Origin of the sequence: Xenorhabdus santafensis (assembly GCF_033949405.1) — a bacterium.
Taxonomy (GTDB): domain Bacteria; phylum Pseudomonadota; class Gammaproteobacteria; order Enterobacterales; family Enterobacteriaceae; genus Xenorhabdus; species Xenorhabdus santafensis.
In genome coordinates this window covers 15,532-30,250 of record NZ_VCDN01000018.1, presented here as the reverse complement: position 1 = coordinate 30,250, position 14,719 = coordinate 15,532, and the positions used below count along the sequence as shown (strand labels likewise).

The following is a 14,719-nucleotide window of genomic DNA, read 5'->3' as shown; positions in this document are numbered from 1 at the left end:
TCAATCAGCACAAGGCTAATTGCCACAAGGTCAATTACCATAAAAAGGGAGCTTTATTATTTTCACTGCTACCTGACGCAGAAAATATGCTCCACCTATCCCGCGCAGCCAAGCGATTGCATATTAAACCATCGCTGCTGCCGCGGGTTATCAAAGAACAGCATATTAAAAATAATATACATTAAAAACAAAATCTATCAGAAATAAAAATCATTAAAAGTGAATTACATTAGCCATCCATGATATTAATATCGCTCAGGTGAAACCCCAACAATATTATCGCCGAAAAACATAAATAAGGCCCAAAAGCGATAAAGTCAGGGTAAGATTTTCTTTTTAACCTTAATAATATAAATCCAAATAATCCAGACAATGAGGCCATTAATATCAGAATTGGTATCATTTCTACACCTAACCATGCTCCTATCGCTGCGGTTAATTTGAGATCGCCTTGACCAATTCCTTCTTTTTTAAAGAGATAAAAACATGACCAATATAAAAACCACAAAAATAAATACCCTGATATGGCGCCATAGACTGCACTCCTAATGGTTACCAAGTTGCCATCGATATTAAATAAAATCCCAAGCCATAATAAAGGGAAAGTGATAATATCCGGCAAGTAATATGTTTTAATATCAATAATAGATAATAATAGCAACGTGCTGCAAAAAAACATGACTATCATATAATCCAAGTTAATTAAGATAACAAACCATCCTTTGTTTTATTTTTAAAAAAATTTATAAATGACTTCCTTGTCACTCTATTATTCCCTTATTTTCTGAGATTAATCAGAACGGGATGGATACTAATATTTTGTTCCTGACTTTGACAATAATAAATTAGCGGAAAACACGATTGTAAAATAAATTTGCGAGTCGGCTCGCAAGAGCAATCTGCCCCTTCGAAACAAAGCGGTATACCCAATGGATTTCAAGGTACAATACGACGGCAAAGAACAGCAAAGGAGTGGCATATTTATCAGAATGAATTGTTCGCCCCCAAGGCTTTCCTCCCATGAAAAGCGCCAGCAAATAAACTGTAATTTGAAAGAAAGTCTGTATCACTTGATCGCGTAAACAGCGCTCCTTTATCATGACAGGAACCACTTTGTCATATGACTGTTTGCGCCATACCGGAATTATCCGGGAAAAAAGAAGGAAAAAAGAAATATGCGAATTCCCCGCATCTATCACCCTGAACCTCTCTCAATAGGGATTGAAATCTACCTGAGTGATGATGCAGCCAACCATGTTGGCCGAGTGCTCAGAATGAACCATGGTCAGGCATTACAGCTTTTTGATGGCAGCAATCAGGTATTTGATGCAGAAATTACCGAAGCCAGTAAAAAATCCGTCAAGGTACGTATCCTTAACAATCAATTGGCTGATCATGAATCTCCACTGGATTTACATCTGGGGCAAGTCATGTCCCGTGGTGAAAAGATGGAATTCACCATCCAAAAATCCGTAGAGTTGGGTGTCAGCACTATCACCCCATTACTTTCTGAGCGATGTGGTGTAAAACTGGATGCGGAAAGGCTGGAGAAAAAATTACAGCAATGGAAAAAAATTGCCATTTCAGCCTGTGAACAATGTGGCCGTAACCGCATTCCTGAAATCCGCCCGGTGATGCAACTGGAGGCATGGTGCGAAGAAAATGATGGCAGCCTAAAATTGAATCTACATCCTCGTGCCAGCCAGAGTATTAATACCCTCCCACTCCCCGTGGAAAAAGTACGCCTGCTGATTGGGCCTGAAGGGGGATTATCTGCGGAGGAAATTGAAATGACAGCAAAATATCAATTTACTGATATCCTGTTGGGGCCTCGCATTTTGAGGACAGAAACTACGGCACTCACCGCAATTACCGCCTTGCAAGTACGTTTTGGTGATTTGGGTTAAGGAGAAGAAATGATCAAGCTCGGTATAGTGATGGATCCTATTTCATCCATCAAAATCAAGAAAGACACTAGTTTTGCCATGCTGTTGGAGGCACAGAAACGCGGCTGGGAAATTCATTACATGGAGATGAATGACCTCTATCTGCATCAGGGCGAAGCCCGCGCCCGCACCCGTTTACTCACGGTAGAAGAAAACCCACAGCAATGGTATCAGTTTGGCAGTGAACAAGAGATTGCACTCGATACCTTGCAAGTCATCTTGATGCGTAAAGATCCGCCGTTTGATACTGAGTACATCTATGCTACCTATATTCTGGAAAGAGCCGAAGCCAAGGGTAGCTTGATAGTCAATAAGCCCCAAAGCCTGCGCGATTGCAACGAAAAACTATTCACCGCTTGGTTCCCGGAACTGACACCTGATACGCTGGTTACCCGCAGTGATAAACATTTGCGCGAATTCCACCAAAAACATGGCGATGTTATCTTCAAACCGCTGGATGGCATGGGAGGCGCTTCCATCTTCCGTTTGAAGCAAGATGATGCCAATGTCGGGGTTATTATTGAAACCCTCACTGAACACGGCAGCCGTTATTGCATGGCACAAAACTTCCTTCCGGCCATTAAAGATGGCGACAAGCGCGTACTCGTTGTGGATGGTGAGCCTGTACCATATTGCCTTGCCCGCATTCCTGCCCAAGGGGAGACACGTGGCAACCTTGCAGCCGGTGGACGCGGAGAAGCCCGCCCATTGTCAGAAAGTGATTGGGCCATTGCCCGTGCTGTCGCCCCGGTATTAAAAGAAAAAGGATTAATCTTTGTTGGGCTAGACATCATTGGCGATCGTTTAACTGAAATTAACGTCACCAGCCCAACTTGCGCCCGCGAAATAGAAGCCGCCTTCCCTGATATTTCGGTTACAGGCATGCTTATGGATGCTATAGAGAAACGATTGGAAAAACAGGTCGCATAATCGCTCGAACGATATCCGTTTCCTGGCAATATTTGCCATTTATAATAAGAGCCCACATACTGGTGGGACTTATTAAGATATTATGCATTGATTATAAAGGAATTTTGTAAGAAGCCATCCACGTCTCATCCACTTTATAACTAAATCTTCAGCCAAAGCCCCTCATTTTTGAGGGGCTTTTTCGTTTATCACCATCAGACTATCAGATCAGTTTCACACCTAGACTAGGTAAATCTTGCGCAATGATTAGTATTTGTAATATTTTTGCAAAATATTTAATTGGATTGAAATGGATAACCAAACAACATTGGATAAGGATTAATTTTGATGAAGTCAGCAAATTGCAAACAGTGTCAGGGGGAAATGGCACAGAACGAGCAAACCTGCCCACATTGTGGAACAAAAAGATCACGTGGATTAAAACCGAAAACCACAATAGCAATCACAGTCGGTGTTCTGGCTTGTGCCGCTATCCTCTATATTGTCAGCAGTGCTGACTTGTTTAACAGCGATGGCAAGCAAGCATCTTACACTGGTGAAAGCCACCTTTCTTTTAAGAAAGCACGTGAGATGGTGACAAGTCCTTTCTACAACTGCTTAACTCAAAAATATTCAGCAAAATTGGGGCAGCTAAAACTGGATGAAATTCTTGCGTGTGATGATGATCTTAGAAAAGATTCACATACACCTTCCAAGTTAATCAATCTGGATAACTTTATATCAAACTTTAACCACGAGAATAATTCCTACAGGCCGTTAGAAATAGCAATTAAACGCAATATGTTCGATGTTTCAAGCTACCAACATGTTGAAACAACCTACCAATTAGTTCTCAATCAGCAACAGCCTTACGCAATAGTACAAACAGTAATCAAAGGTAAAAGCGTATTCGAAAGGATTGCTGAAGATTCTTATGCAGTGAAAGTTGATCTAAAAACAGGGGAAATTATAGCGACAATACCGAAAGTGACCGTGGCAGATATCGGAGTGGTTATCTCGGAAACACTGCATAATTATTAATACGTTATCGGCACAATAACAATCGAACAAGCCCCGAATACTGGTTTGTTGAAAGCTGACTCAAGGAGTTTGAGATTCGGCCAAACAGTATCTTTCATCTGATCAACCCCGAAATCCATCAGGAAATTTACGGCTTGCCGGAATATCTGGCGGGGCTGCTGTCGGCCAACCTGAACCGCTCCGCGACGGCGTTTCGCATGAACTACTACGATAACGGCAGCCATGCCGCGGTCATTGTCTACCTGACCGACCCGCTCATGGACACCCAAGGCGTGGAAAACCTGAAAACGCCCTGCAAAAATCCCGCCGGATGGGGCGTTTAAGAATCTGTTTATGTATGCGGCTAAAGGCAAGAAAGGCGGTTTGCAAATCCTGCCGTTCAGCCAAATCAGTGCCAAGGAGGAATTCAGCAATGTCAAGGAAGAGGCCCGCGACGACCTGCTGGCCATACACCGAGTGCCGCCGCAACTGATGAGCGAATTGCCATCGGACAATGGCAACTACGGGGATGTTGAGAAAGCCGCGAAAGTGTTTTCCATCAATGAACTCAAAAAGGGGGGCGTTTTTGTGCAGTTATGCAGGGGAGGGGAAACCTTGTCAGTACTGGGCTTTCGTGGGATTGGAATGTCAAGAAAAACTGTGCAAACTTGTGAAGAATTGCGATGTCATTTTTCCTATTGATTGTACATTTTAATTATTACAGCAACCAGCATCTTGCCAGTCAAAGAATCAATTATTACGGGCAAAACACTTCTATTTTTTCTGGGGATGTTAATATGTTTTTTAATCAATTGAATCACATTAGGATAATGCTTTAGGAAACTATTATCTTGTAGTAATGAATCAATTATATGATTTATTTCTTATTTTTTTAATTTGTTTCAATATGTACTTATTTCACTCGACAACCCCCCAACTAAAAATAACCAGAAATATATTAATTTGTGGAAAAGATTATTCATAAAACTCATTCATGAATTCGCTCTTTAGCTCCATCCATCCTGAACTTTAACAACATAAAGAAATTATCTTATTATGCAAAACTAGCACTACCCATCATAAATAATAAAATTCAAATATTTTAATTAGCTAGAGAGTTTTCTTAGCGAATATTAAATCCAAAAGCTCTCAGTTTAGTTGATTTCTAAAATTAATTAAATAGCAACACATGCTTTAATACCAATATAAAAAAAATTTAAAAATTTTTTAATGAAATATAACTAATTGGCATTTTCATTATAATTAAAAAACACAGAACTAATCATGGAGATGAATAATATGCTCGGAAGACGTTTATATAACGAATCAAAATATCGTGTAGATATTTATTCTCAAGGAAGCGTTGGAACTAAAATTTATAAAACTTCTCTACCTCCAGAAAGTACTTCGTGGGCCGTTTTTGATGGCAATGAGCTTTTGTCGATAATGGTTAACGTAACTATACATATTGATGTGAAATATTCGGTCGTCTTTAGCCAAGACTTATATGCTAAATCTGGCGGGTATCTTTATGATATTTTCAATAAAAGCGAGGGACAACTTAATCTTTGCTTTGACCCTAATTTTTATGAATTTACCATATACATAAGAAACCCGAATATGCCTGAGAAGTGCGCTTCTAAGGAAGGCGGCCAGTTGCTATAGAGGCTCCCTTCTCAATAAACATAATTGATAGGTTTTATAATATGAGCTATAGAGTTATATATAATAGTGTAGCACAACGCATAACTGTCACTTTGATATCTGCTAGTGGCGCAAGCGCAATAGCGACAATAGATCGCGGCGCGAGGAAAACGCCGGTATATTTTGGTGAAGGAGAAAATGACCCATTACATAAATTGATACTTAGTTATTCAGAACCTTGGACTGGAGAAAACACTGTAATTACATATGAAGTAAACGTTGTTGGACAAGGAATTGATCACGTATTTAACGATAACAATACATTGTATTTCGATAAATTCGGCGAATCTCCATTTACCATTAAAATGTATGGGCGTAATATGAAAGGAATATGAATTTAATTAAATTCTGATTAGTCTTTTCAAGAAACTGTTAATCATAATACCAACTCGTTGCCGCGCTGGGAAAGTAGTCCTTGATTACTCATCCCAATCCCGTCCATGTTATAGTTTTGGTTTAAGGTCGGGTGTGGGTTTAACTTAGAATACCAGTGGCTACCGAAACATCGCGGCGCGCCTCTTTCCGGGCATCAAACTCGCGTAATCGTTGCATCCGCCCGTCCTCTGTTTCCATCAACCGGACTTCACCATTAGCAAACCGCATAATCTGATCGTCAAAACTGATACTCATGCCTTTCAATGGAGGAAATATTTTGACCTTACAAAAAATCATGAGGCATGCAAGTATTCGGCAAACTATGGCATACGCCCACTTCACCCCTGACTATTTACAGGATGCCATTAAATTCAATCCATTGAGAGAAAACATACACATTCCATCCACTTTTGTGGGTGGAAACGAGGTTGCATAATACCTTAATCGCTCTTTAATCCATTGAAAATCCAGTGTAGTCCTAGTATAAAGGGCTACTCTTTTCCCCCATACTGGTGGGCCAAACTACTCTTACATTGCCAAAATAATTATCAGAAAACACATGAACCTACAGCACCATTTTCTTATTGCCATGCCTTCACTCTCTGCTCCTTATTTCAACCGTTCTGTAGTCTATATCTGCGAACATGATCAAAATGGGGCAATGGGGTTAGTTATCAATAAGCCGATAGCTCAGATAACCATCCAAGGCATCTTGCAAAAACTGAATATCGCCCCGAAAGATAGAGACGATACCATCAGCCTCAATAAACCTGTGATTGCAGGAGGCCCCCTGTCTCAAGAGCACGGCTTTATTTTGCATACACCACAGTCAGGTTTCAGTTCCAGCATTCAAATTTCTGATCAAACGATGATCACCACATCCAAAGATATGCTGGAAGCACTCGGTACACCGCGCCAACCAAAAGATGTTTTAATGACCCTCGGGTATTCAAGCTGGGAAACTGGCCAGTTGGAAAAAGAAATAATGGAAAACGATTGGCTTACCGTTGGGGCAGAACCTTCCATCATTTTTAATACGCCCATTGCTGATCGCTGGCGTGAAGCCGCTTCTTTGCTGGGGGTAAATATTCACAATCTCGCACCACAAGCAGGGCATGCCTGATGAAAAACCGCACTATTATTGCTTTTGATTTTGGTACCCGCAGTATCGGTGCTGCTATCGGACAAGAAATTACAGGCACAGCCAGAGCACTCTCTTCCTTTAAGGCCAACGAAGGATCTCCAAATTGGGAGCTCATCGGAAAATTACTCAAAGAATGGCAACCCGATTTGGTTATTGTTGGCCTGCCACTCAATATGGATGGAACAGAACAACTCGTTACCGCCCAAGCCCGAAAATTTGCCAATCGTCTGCATGGCCGTTTTGGCGTTCAGGTTGAACTGCACGATGAACGGTTAAGCACTGTGGAAGCCCGCTCTCATTTGTTCAGTCACGGCGGCTATAAGGCCTTGGATAAAGGCAAAGTAGATGCCGCTTCTGCTGTTATTATTCTGGAAAGCTGGTTTGAACAGCAACATTCATAATGCGTAAGAAAATGATGCGCAAGAAAATATACTCAAGGAAAATGGCTGTTATCTTGCAATAGCAGCTCTCCCTGGCTCAGCCAATAGCCCTGACGAATTGCGCTGCTGCCGGCTTTGCTCATAGGTTTGCATACCGCAAGCGGCTCCTGTCTGCATTAAAGAGGCTATTTGATGGTTTTTACCTTCCCGGATTAAATGGCTGATGGCTTGATTAACCACCAAAATTTCATGGATAGCCACCCTTCCTCCTTCTCTGGCCGGAAGTAGTTGTTGAGAAATAACTGCTTTTAAACTCCCTGCCAGTTGACTACCAATCCAGCCTTTTTCTTCTGCGGAAAATACATCAACCAGACGATCTATCGTTTGAATGGCTCCCCGGGTATGTAATGTAGACAAAACCAAATGCCCCGTCTCAGCCGCAGTCAAGGCCAATCTAATTGTCTCCTTATCACGCAATTCTCCCAGTAAGATCACATCCGGATCTTGGCGCAATGCACCTTTCAATGCTGTCTGATAATCGGGGGCATCCCTGCCTATCTGCCGTTGCTGTATCAGGCAATTCCGGCTTTGATGAACAAATTCGATGGGATCTTCCAGCGTAATGATATGCTTGCTGCTGTGGCTGTTAAGCGTGTCAATCATGGACGACAACGTTGTAGATTTCCCGCTTCCCGTTGCACCTGTCACTAATATCAGGCCGCTCGCTTCCTGTAAAATAAGCTGCTGGATGATATCCGGTGCGTGGAGCTGTTCCAGTGTCGGGCATTTATCCGAAATTAACCGCAATACCAATGACAAACGTGATTGTTGGCAAAACAAATTTCCCCTTAGCCGTTGTTTATCTTTCATCTCCAACGCAAAATCAACATGCCCATGCTCTTTTAATTGCTGCCTCTGGATATCCGATAACACGTCTTCACTCCATGCAACAAGGGTATCTGTCTGAACTTTTTCCAATTGCATCTGTGGATACAGCACACCATTGATGCGCAAAACAGGAACTTGTCCGACACAAAGATGCAGATCAGAAGCATTATGCTTTACACTAAGAGACACCCATTTTTCCATATTCATTTTTTAATCTCCTGAGTTACTTATGAACAATATCGAACAAAATCTTCAAGATGTCAGGAACCACATTGCTCTTGCAGCTCAGAAATGCGGGCGTATTCCAGAACAAGTTACTTTACTTGCAGTCAGTAAAACCAAACCTGTGGAGGACATCGCAAAAGCCATCGCAGTAGGTCAACGGGAATTTGGTGAGAATTATGTCCAGGAAGGTGTTGAAAAAATTCAACACTTCAGCAACCGAAATGATCTGGTATGGCACTTTATTGGCCCATTGCAGTCCAATAAGAGCCGCTTGGTTGCAGAGAACTTTGATTGGTGCCATACCATTGATAGGGAAAAAATCGCCCAGCGCTTAAGCGAACAGCGCCCTGAGAATATGTCACCTCTCAATGTATTGATTCAAATTAATATCAGTGGCGAAGAAAGCAAATCAGGCATTTTGCTGGAAGATTTAACCGGGTTGGCAGCAAATATTAACGCCTTGCCAAATCTGGTATTGCGTGGATTAATGGCTATCCCCGCGCCAGAAAACAATCATGAGCGCCAACTCGCTGTTTTTCGCCTGATGGAACAAGCATTCCTAGATCTAAAGGCACAATATCCGCAAATCGATACCCTTTCTATGGGGATGACGGATGATATGGAAGCTGCAATTACCTGTGGTTCTACACTGGTTAGAATTGGAACTGCTATATTTGGTGCCCGTCAGTACCGTTCTGACTTTAAATCCTAAATGTAAAAATATCTGATTTGATATCTAAAGTTAACTGATTAATATGCAAGGTTTTTTAATGAAGAATCGTAAAATCACCTTTATTGGCGCAGGGAATATGGCTCACGCTATCATCGCCGGATTGGTCAAAAAAGGTTATCCCGCCGAGCTTATTACTGTCTGTTCCCCAAACACAATTCGCCGTGATGTGTTGGCAAAAGAATATGGCATTAACAGCCAAAGCGACAACATTCGCTATTCTCAGGAAGCCGATGTCATTGTACTGGCGGTTAAACCTCAAATGATGGCAGAGGTATGTGAACCACTGCATTCACACGTTGATTTCAATCAGAAGCTGGTTCTTTCTATTGCTTCCGGAATTACCGTTTCCCGTTTTTATGCACTTTTGCAAGATAATCTCAATATTGTCCGCATCATGCCTAATACCCCTTCACTTATTGGGCAAGGCATCAGTGGGCTGTTTGCACCAGAACAGGTTGAGAAATCTGATCGCGAATTCGCTGAATCATTGATGAGCAGTGTCGGCAAAACCTGCTGGCTCAATAATGAAGACGGTATTAACGATATTATTGCCATTTCCGCCAGCGCTCCGGCCTATTTTTTCCTGTTCATGGAATCGATGCAGCAAGAAGCCGAAAGGCTGGGATTCGATAGCGAAACCGCCAGAGAACTCGTTTTGCAAACGGCAATAGGCTCAGCCAAACTTGCCGAAACGCAAAAAGATCTTCCTTTTTCTATCCTGCGTGAACAGGTAACATCTAAAGGAGGCACAACCGCGGAAGCATTGCGCGTTTTTTATGAGGGCAATCTGCCTGAAACTGTATCCCGTGCCATGCAAGCTGCGATTCGCCGTGCACAGGAAATGGAAAAATTAATTTAATTCGTTTAATCAGGGCTGCTACATGCAATTCTTAAATTTTGTCGTTCTCACAATTCTGGATTTATATATTGCCGTTTTACTACTGCGTGTCTGGATGCAATGGGCACGCTGTGATTTTTATAATCCATTTGCGCAATTTATTGTTAAGATCACTCAACCGATAGTCCACCCGCTACGCCGGATTATCCCTTCGATTGGCCCCATCGACACAGCCTCTGTCGTTATTGCCTATCCACTTGTGCTGATCAAGATAATGTTGCCCATATGGATAGCCGCCGGGCAAGCTATCATGCCTTCCGCTATCGTATTCCTGCTGGGAATCGTTGAGCTGCTGACTGCGGCCGGGAAACTGGTCTTCTGGTTGGTGATTGCCAGAGCCTTGCTCAGTTGGATCAGCCAAGGCCGCAATCCTGTCGACTATGTTTTGCTCCAATTGACCGAACCATTAATGGCACCTATCCGCCGGATTCTGCCTTCTATGGGTGGCCTTGATTTTTCCGCCATGATTGTGATTTTAATTCTCTACGCCTTGAATGCCCTGCGTTCTGACGTCATCGTCTGGTTAGTTTCAATGCTCGCTTCTTAATTGAGTACATACATTAATTGCTAAACACGTTAATTGGTAAACAGGTTAATTGGATATATAACAATGCAGAAAGTTGTTCTCGCCACGGGAAATGCTGGCAAAGTTCGTGAGCTGGCTGATTTATTAGCTGATTTTGGCTTAGATATCGTGGCTCAAACTGAATTGGGTGTGGATTCAGCCGATGAAACAGGCCTGACCTTCATCGAAAACGCGATCATCAAAGCTCGCCATGCCGCAGCAGTCACTGGGCTGCCCGCTATTGCGGATGATTCAGGGCTGTCTGTTGATGCTTTGGGCGGCGTACCCGGCATTTATTCTGCCCGCTATGCAGGCAATAATGCTTCAGATCAGGCGAATCTGGAAAAATTACTGGAAGCCATGCGTGATGTTCCAGATGAACAACGCCAGGCTCAATTCAATTGTGTTCTGGTTTATTTGCGCCACGCGGAAGATCCTACTCCGCTGGTATTTCACGGTCGCTGGCCTGGCATTATCGCCCGTGAAGCCGCAGGAGAAGGCGGTTTCGGTTATGATCCTATTTTCTATGTCCCTGAGTTTGGCTGCACAGCAGCACAACTAAGCCGTGAGCAAAAAAATGCAGTTTCACACCGTGGAAAGGCATTGGAAATGTTACTGGAAGCCTTGCGTAATGCTTAAGCTGCCTCCTCTTAGCCTGTATATACATATTCCTTGGTGTGTCCAAAAATGTCCTTACTGTGATTTCAATTCACATGCATTAAAAGGAGACGTGCCGCATCAAGAGTATGTTGATCATCTATTGGCAGATTTACGCGCGGATCTGCCGATGATTGGTGATCGTGAAGTATCAACGATTTTTATCGGCGGCGGTACTCCCAGCCTGTTAAGTGCAGAAGGAATGCAGCGATTGCTTGATGGAGTAAGGGGCTCACTCCAGCTTTCTCCACAAGCAGAAATCACGATGGAAGCCAATCCGGGCACTGTTGAAGCGGATCGTTTCAGTGCTTACCAACGAGCCGGAGTCAATCGGATTTCCATCGGCATACAGAGTTTCGGCTCAGATAAACTGATCCGCCTGGGGCGCATTCATGGCCCGGAAGAGGCCAAGCGAGCGGCAAAATTAGCTGACGGGCTTGGTTTACGCAGCTTCAATCTGGATTTAATGCACGGTTTGCCCAATCAAACACTCAACGAAGCACTGAATGATTTACGTCAGGCCATTGAGCTGTCTCCACCGCACTTGTCTTGGTATCAATTAACGATTGAACCCAATACCAGTTTCGGCTCCCGTCCTCCGGTATTGCCTGATGATGATGCGTTATGGGATATTTTTTCCCAAGGCCATCAATTACTGACAGAGGCAGGCTACCAACAATACGAAACCTCGGCATATGCCAAACCGGGTTATCAATGCCAGCATAATCTTAATTACTGGCGTTTTGGTGACTATTTGGGCATTGGTTGCGGGGCACACGGTAAAATTTCATTTGAAGATGGCCGTATCCTTCGCACCGTGAAAACCAAGCACCCACGCGGTTATATGCAGGGACGTTATTTAGATCAACAGAATCAAGTGGATAATGAAGATCGTCCATTTGAATTTTTTATGAACCGTTTTCGTTTGTTAGAATCTATGCCGCGTCAGGATTTCAGTCAGTTTACCGGATTGCCGGAAAGTGCCATTCGCCCACAAATTGATGAAGCACTGGCTAAGGGCTATATCACCGAAAACGATACCCACTGGCAAATCACGAAGCACGGGAAACTGTTTTTGAACTCATTATTGGAACTGTTTCTTTAATCACAGTTCTTTCAATAACGGCTATTTGATAAAAAACTGCACCTGAAATTTAAAGGTGCAGTTTATAATCAATCAAATTTAAATTATTTAATTCTGCCCGTCGCACGAGCATAAGAAAACAATCCACCAGCAGAAACGATATTGGCTAATTCCCCAATGGGATCAGTTTGATATTTTTCGCCCTCTTTTAATAAAGTCACAGTCTGGTTTTCAACATCAATTTCAATGCTATCGCCCGTAACTAATTTTTCGCACAAGCGTTCTTGTGCTGCGATTGGCAACAACTCCCCGGTTGATACACAATTTCGGAAAAATATACGGGCATAAGACTGTGCCAGAACAACTTGCACCCCAGATGCTCCCAGAGCTGCAACCGCATGTTCACGTGATGATCCACAGCCAAAATTCTGCCCTGCCACAATAATCGGGTATTTTGCTTTACCTTGCTCTTCATCAATGAAAGGCAGCGAACCTTCCGGTAATCCGCACATCGCCAATGAAGCCAGTTGGGCATATCCCTCAGGAGTCGAAGGATTGACTTTGAGATATTCTGCTGAAAGGATCTGGTCAGTATCAATATTATCCGTTAATACATAGACCTCGCCCCGAATAATATTTTCCTTTGAACCACTCATAAAAACTCCTCAGGATTTGTAATCTGTCCAGTAATCGCTGCGGCGGCAACGGAATAAGGGGAAGCAAGGTAAATATTGGCGCGTTTGTGCCCCATTCGACCAACGAAATTACGATTGGTGGTCGATATCACGGATATCGGGTCATTGACACGCCCAAAGGTATCCGGCGGGCCACCACAGCAAGCAGCACATCCTGATTCAGAGGAGAGTTTTACTCCTGCATCACTCAAAATCTGATAAACAGAAACACCATCAATTTGGGTTGTTATCGTCTTGTGGAAAACCTCTTTTGTCGCGGGCACTGCATAAGTTGGAATTTTAACTTTATGGCCTTTGATGACACGGGCTGCCGCAACGAAATCTTCCAGTTTCCCGCCAGTACAAGAACCAATATAGGCTTGGGAAATGGCAACATTGGCAACTTTTTCAATGGAAACCACATTATCTGGAGAGTGAGGTTTGGCAATTTTCGGCTGCATGGCAGAAACATCTATATCTAACACACGGCTATACTGGGCACCTTCGTCAGGATAGACAATGTCAAAAGGAAGGCTGTTTCGCTCTGCCAAATAGTCCAAAGTTGCCTGATTTGGCACCATGATGCCATTTTTCGCGCCACATTCTACAACCATATTACAAATGGTCATGCGCTCTTCTACTGATAATTCATCCACGACATTGCCACCGAACTCTATGGCCTGATAAGTGGCGCCATCAACCGTTAATTCTGACAGCACGGACAGGATCATATCTTTGGCCAAAACGTGGGCAGGTTTGGTTCCGGTAAAATTGACTCGAATTGTTGTTGGTACTTTGAGAGGAATTTCACCCGTGCCCAACGCATAAGCTGCATCCGTAATCCCCAGCCCGATGGCGAACGCGCCAAAAGCACCAGCGGTTACCGTATGAGAATCCGTCCCCAATAACACTTCTCCGGGACGGGTATGGCCGCCTTCAGCAAGCCCGATATGGCAGACACCTTTATAATTGGGTGTCCCGACATCATAGAAATATTTAATGTTCTGTTCAGCCGCAAACTCCCGCATAACGCGAATATTTTGATTGGCTTGTGAGTCTGCTGAATAGACGAAATGATCAGGGATCAAAATAAAACGTTCAGGATCCCATATCCGTGCATCCTGACCGAACTCTTTTTTAAATACACTGGCAACACCCGGTGTGCAGGGATCGTGAGACATTAGAATATCCACTTTCGCCCAAACCACTTCACCCGGAGTGACGTGTTCGCGCCCACTTGCACGGGCAAGAATTTTTTGTGTGATAGTTTGGTTCATCTCACATTACCCCCAAAGATTAAAACAGACTAAGTTGATCGCATGCCCATTGAAATTCAAGATAAGCGAGAGCAGTCAACAAAGCAGCAACTTGAAATACGATAGCTCTAATCCTAGCAAGATAACCGCGCCTAATAGTAGGGAAATAGCATCTTATGGCTCACTGTTTCCATTATGGGACAGTAGTTCTAAAAATGGGAAATTCCGCTGTTTAAATTTGCTACTGATTTTCCTGCTTAA

At 43.1% G+C, this 14,719-nt stretch carries 20 protein-coding genes and 1 pseudogene; 15 read left to right on the top strand and 6 right to left on the bottom strand.

All coding sequences use genetic code 11. The annotated features are described in order from the left end of the window. Positions 1 to 229 precede the first annotated feature (229 nt). Entirely contained in the window at positions 230 to 688 is a 459-nt protein-coding gene (locus FE392_RS05250; protein WP_319929185.1) for a prepilin peptidase, read from the bottom strand. Positions 689 to 845: 157 nt separating this feature from the next. Then, positions 846 to 1,100: a hypothetical protein gene (locus tag FE392_RS05245; RefSeq protein WP_319929184.1), complete on the bottom strand. Its 255-nt coding sequence runs from the start codon at positions 1,098 to 1,100 to the stop codon at positions 846 to 848. Between the two features lie 75 nt (positions 1,101 to 1,175). Here FE392_RS05245 and rsmE point away from each other — a divergent pair, with 75 nt between their 5' ends. From rsmE to FE392_RS05210, 7 genes are all read left to right on the top strand, one after another. Next, positions 1,176 to 1,907 (top strand): 16S rRNA (uracil(1498)-N(3))-methyltransferase, encoded by a 732-nt coding sequence (gene rsmE, locus FE392_RS05240; RefSeq protein WP_319929183.1) that lies wholly within the window; start codon positions 1,176 to 1,178, stop codon positions 1,905 to 1,907. A 9-nt stretch (positions 1,908 to 1,916) separates the two neighbouring features. Then, on the top strand, positions 1,917 to 2,876 hold the full coding sequence (gene gshB, locus FE392_RS05235) for a glutathione synthase (RefSeq protein WP_319929182.1): 960 nt from the start codon (positions 1,917 to 1,919) through the stop codon (positions 2,874 to 2,876). A 327-nt stretch (positions 2,877 to 3,203) separates the two neighbouring features. Continuing rightward, positions 3,204 to 3,896, top strand: coding sequence for a hypothetical protein (locus tag FE392_RS05230; protein WP_319929181.1), 693 nt, complete (start codon positions 3,204 to 3,206; stop codon positions 3,894 to 3,896). A 134-nt stretch (positions 3,897 to 4,030) separates the two neighbouring features. Further along, the gene (locus FE392_RS05225; RefSeq protein ID WP_319929180.1) at positions 4,031 to 4,219 is read left to right on the top strand and encodes a hypothetical protein; all 189 of its coding nucleotides are present in this window, start codon (positions 4,031 to 4,033) and stop codon (positions 4,217 to 4,219) included. A 10-nt stretch (positions 4,220 to 4,229) separates the two neighbouring features. Beyond that, the gene (locus tag FE392_RS05220; RefSeq protein ID WP_319929179.1) at positions 4,230 to 4,577 is read left to right on the top strand and encodes a hypothetical protein; all 348 of its coding nucleotides are present in this window, start codon (positions 4,230 to 4,232) and stop codon (positions 4,575 to 4,577) included. A 597-nt stretch (positions 4,578 to 5,174) separates the two neighbouring features. Then, positions 5,175 to 5,540, top strand: a complete 366-nt coding sequence (locus FE392_RS05215; RefSeq protein WP_319929178.1) for a hypothetical protein — start codon at positions 5,175 to 5,177, stop codon at positions 5,538 to 5,540. A 41-nt stretch (positions 5,541 to 5,581) separates the two neighbouring features. Further along, positions 5,582 to 5,914 (top strand): hypothetical protein, encoded by a 333-nt coding sequence (locus FE392_RS05210; protein WP_319929177.1) that lies wholly within the window; start codon positions 5,582 to 5,584, stop codon positions 5,912 to 5,914. A 139-nt stretch (positions 5,915 to 6,053) separates the two neighbouring features. Here the strand turns inward: FE392_RS05210 and FE392_RS05205 are convergent, their stop codons facing one another. Then, entirely contained in the window at positions 6,054 to 6,251 is a 198-nt protein-coding gene (locus FE392_RS05205; RefSeq protein ID WP_319929232.1) for a hypothetical protein, read from the bottom strand. Between FE392_RS05205 and FE392_RS22120 the strand changes: the two are divergent. The 3 genes and pseudogenes from FE392_RS22120 to ruvX all read left to right on the top strand — a co-directional run. Further along, positions 6,217 to 6,390 (top strand): annotated as a pseudogene (locus FE392_RS22120) (phage integrase); the annotation flags it as partial. The gene FE392_RS05205 and the pseudogene FE392_RS22120 sit on opposite strands and share 35 nt — an antisense overlap. 123 nt (positions 6,391 to 6,513) lie before the next feature. Then, positions 6,514 to 7,077: a YqgE/AlgH family protein gene (locus FE392_RS05200; protein WP_319929176.1), complete on the top strand. Its 564-nt coding sequence runs from the start codon at positions 6,514 to 6,516 to the stop codon at positions 7,075 to 7,077. Next, on the top strand, positions 7,077 to 7,499 hold the full coding sequence (ruvX, locus tag FE392_RS05195) for a Holliday junction resolvase RuvX (RefSeq protein WP_319929175.1): 423 nt from the start codon (positions 7,077 to 7,079) through the stop codon (positions 7,497 to 7,499). Before FE392_RS05200 ends, ruvX begins: the two co-directional genes overlap by 1 nt. A 48-nt stretch (positions 7,500 to 7,547) precedes the next feature. Here ruvX and FE392_RS05190 read toward each other — a convergent pair whose 3' ends face one another. After that, on the bottom strand, positions 7,548 to 8,573 hold the full coding sequence (locus FE392_RS05190; protein WP_319929174.1) for a type IV pilus twitching motility protein PilT: 1,026 nt from the start codon (positions 8,571 to 8,573) through the stop codon (positions 7,548 to 7,550). A 22-nt stretch (positions 8,574 to 8,595) separates the two neighbouring features. On the opposite strand from FE392_RS05190, the gene FE392_RS05185 reads away from it, so the two are divergent. The 5 genes from FE392_RS05185 (at position 8,596) to hemW (ending at position 12,549) form a co-directional block, all read left to right on the top strand. Further along, entirely contained in the window at positions 8,596 to 9,303 is a 708-nt protein-coding gene (locus FE392_RS05185) for a YggS family pyridoxal phosphate-dependent enzyme (RefSeq protein ID WP_319929173.1), read from the top strand. 58 nt (positions 9,304 to 9,361) lie between these two features. Continuing rightward, a complete protein-coding gene (proC, locus tag FE392_RS05180; RefSeq protein WP_319929172.1) occupies positions 9,362 to 10,183 on the top strand; it encodes a pyrroline-5-carboxylate reductase in 822 nt (273 codons plus the stop codon). A gap of 22 nt (positions 10,184 to 10,205) precedes the next feature. Next, entirely contained in the window at positions 10,206 to 10,769 is a 564-nt protein-coding gene (locus FE392_RS05175) for a YggT family protein (protein WP_319929171.1), read from the top strand. 63 nt (positions 10,770 to 10,832) lie between these two features. After that, the gene (locus tag FE392_RS05170) at positions 10,833 to 11,426 is read left to right on the top strand and encodes an XTP/dITP diphosphatase (RefSeq protein WP_319929170.1); all 594 of its coding nucleotides are present in this window, start codon (positions 10,833 to 10,835) and stop codon (positions 11,424 to 11,426) included. Further along, complete coding sequence (hemW, locus tag FE392_RS05165) at positions 11,419 to 12,549, top strand: radical SAM family heme chaperone HemW (RefSeq protein WP_319929169.1); 1,131 nt, start codon at positions 11,419 to 11,421, stop codon at positions 12,547 to 12,549. Before FE392_RS05170 ends, hemW begins: the two co-directional genes overlap by 8 nt. A gap of 83 nt (positions 12,550 to 12,632) precedes the next feature. Here the strand turns inward: hemW and FE392_RS05160 are convergent, their stop codons facing one another. Further along, positions 12,633 to 13,184 carry a LeuD/DmdB family oxidoreductase small subunit gene (locus FE392_RS05160; protein WP_319929168.1) on the bottom strand — a complete coding sequence of 184 codons (552 nt, stop codon included), beginning with the start codon at positions 13,182 to 13,184 and terminating at the stop codon, positions 12,633 to 12,635. Next, positions 13,181 to 14,479 (bottom strand): 3-isopropylmalate dehydratase large subunit, encoded by a 1,299-nt coding sequence (locus tag FE392_RS05155; RefSeq protein ID WP_319929167.1) that lies wholly within the window; start codon positions 14,477 to 14,479, stop codon positions 13,181 to 13,183. Before FE392_RS05155 ends, FE392_RS05160 begins: the two co-directional genes overlap by 4 nt. Between the last annotated feature and the right edge of the window lie 240 nt (positions 14,480 to 14,719).

Coding starts and splice junctions, on each gene's coding strand:
- FE392_RS05250 (WP_319929185.1), bottom strand. CDS start 688: ATGATAGTCATGTTTTTTTGCAGCACGTTGCTATTATTATCTATTATT.
- FE392_RS05160 (WP_319929168.1), bottom strand. CDS start 13,184: ATGAGTGGTTCAAAGGAAAATATTATTCGGGGCGAGGTCTATGTATTA.
- FE392_RS05215 (WP_319929178.1), top strand. CDS start 5,175: ATGCTCGGAAGACGTTTATATAACGAATCAAAATATCGTGTAGATATT.
- ruvX (WP_319929175.1), top strand. CDS start 7,077: ATGAAAAACCGCACTATTATTGCTTTTGATTTTGGTACCCGCAGTATC.
- FE392_RS05210 (WP_319929177.1), top strand. CDS start 5,582: ATGAGCTATAGAGTTATATATAATAGTGTAGCACAACGCATAACTGTC.
- FE392_RS05220 (WP_319929179.1), top strand. CDS start 4,230: ATGTATGCGGCTAAAGGCAAGAAAGGCGGTTTGCAAATCCTGCCGTTC.
- FE392_RS05175 (WP_319929171.1), top strand. CDS start 10,206: ATGCAATTCTTAAATTTTGTCGTTCTCACAATTCTGGATTTATATATT.
- hemW (WP_319929169.1), top strand. CDS start 11,419: ATGCTTAAGCTGCCTCCTCTTAGCCTGTATATACATATTCCTTGGTGT.
- FE392_RS05155 (WP_319929167.1), bottom strand. CDS start 14,479: ATGAACCAAACTATCACACAAAAAATTCTTGCCCGTGCAAGTGGGCGC.
- FE392_RS05245 (WP_319929184.1), bottom strand. CDS start 1,100: ATGATAAAGGAGCGCTGTTTACGCGATCAAGTGATACAGACTTTCTTT.
- FE392_RS05170 (WP_319929170.1), top strand. CDS start 10,833: ATGCAGAAAGTTGTTCTCGCCACGGGAAATGCTGGCAAAGTTCGTGAG.
- gshB (WP_319929182.1), top strand. CDS start 1,917: ATGATCAAGCTCGGTATAGTGATGGATCCTATTTCATCCATCAAAATC.
- FE392_RS05190 (WP_319929174.1), bottom strand. CDS start 8,573: ATGAATATGGAAAAATGGGTGTCTCTTAGTGTAAAGCATAATGCTTCT.
- rsmE (WP_319929183.1), top strand. CDS start 1,176: ATGCGAATTCCCCGCATCTATCACCCTGAACCTCTCTCAATAGGGATT.
- FE392_RS05200 (WP_319929176.1), top strand. CDS start 6,514: ATGAACCTACAGCACCATTTTCTTATTGCCATGCCTTCACTCTCTGCT.
- FE392_RS05205 (WP_319929232.1), bottom strand. CDS start 6,251: ATGATTTTTTGTAAGGTCAAAATATTTCCTCCATTGAAAGGCATGAGT.
- FE392_RS05230 (WP_319929181.1), top strand. CDS start 3,204: ATGAAGTCAGCAAATTGCAAACAGTGTCAGGGGGAAATGGCACAGAAC.
- proC (WP_319929172.1), top strand. CDS start 9,362: ATGAAGAATCGTAAAATCACCTTTATTGGCGCAGGGAATATGGCTCAC.
- FE392_RS05185 (WP_319929173.1), top strand. CDS start 8,596: ATGAACAATATCGAACAAAATCTTCAAGATGTCAGGAACCACATTGCT.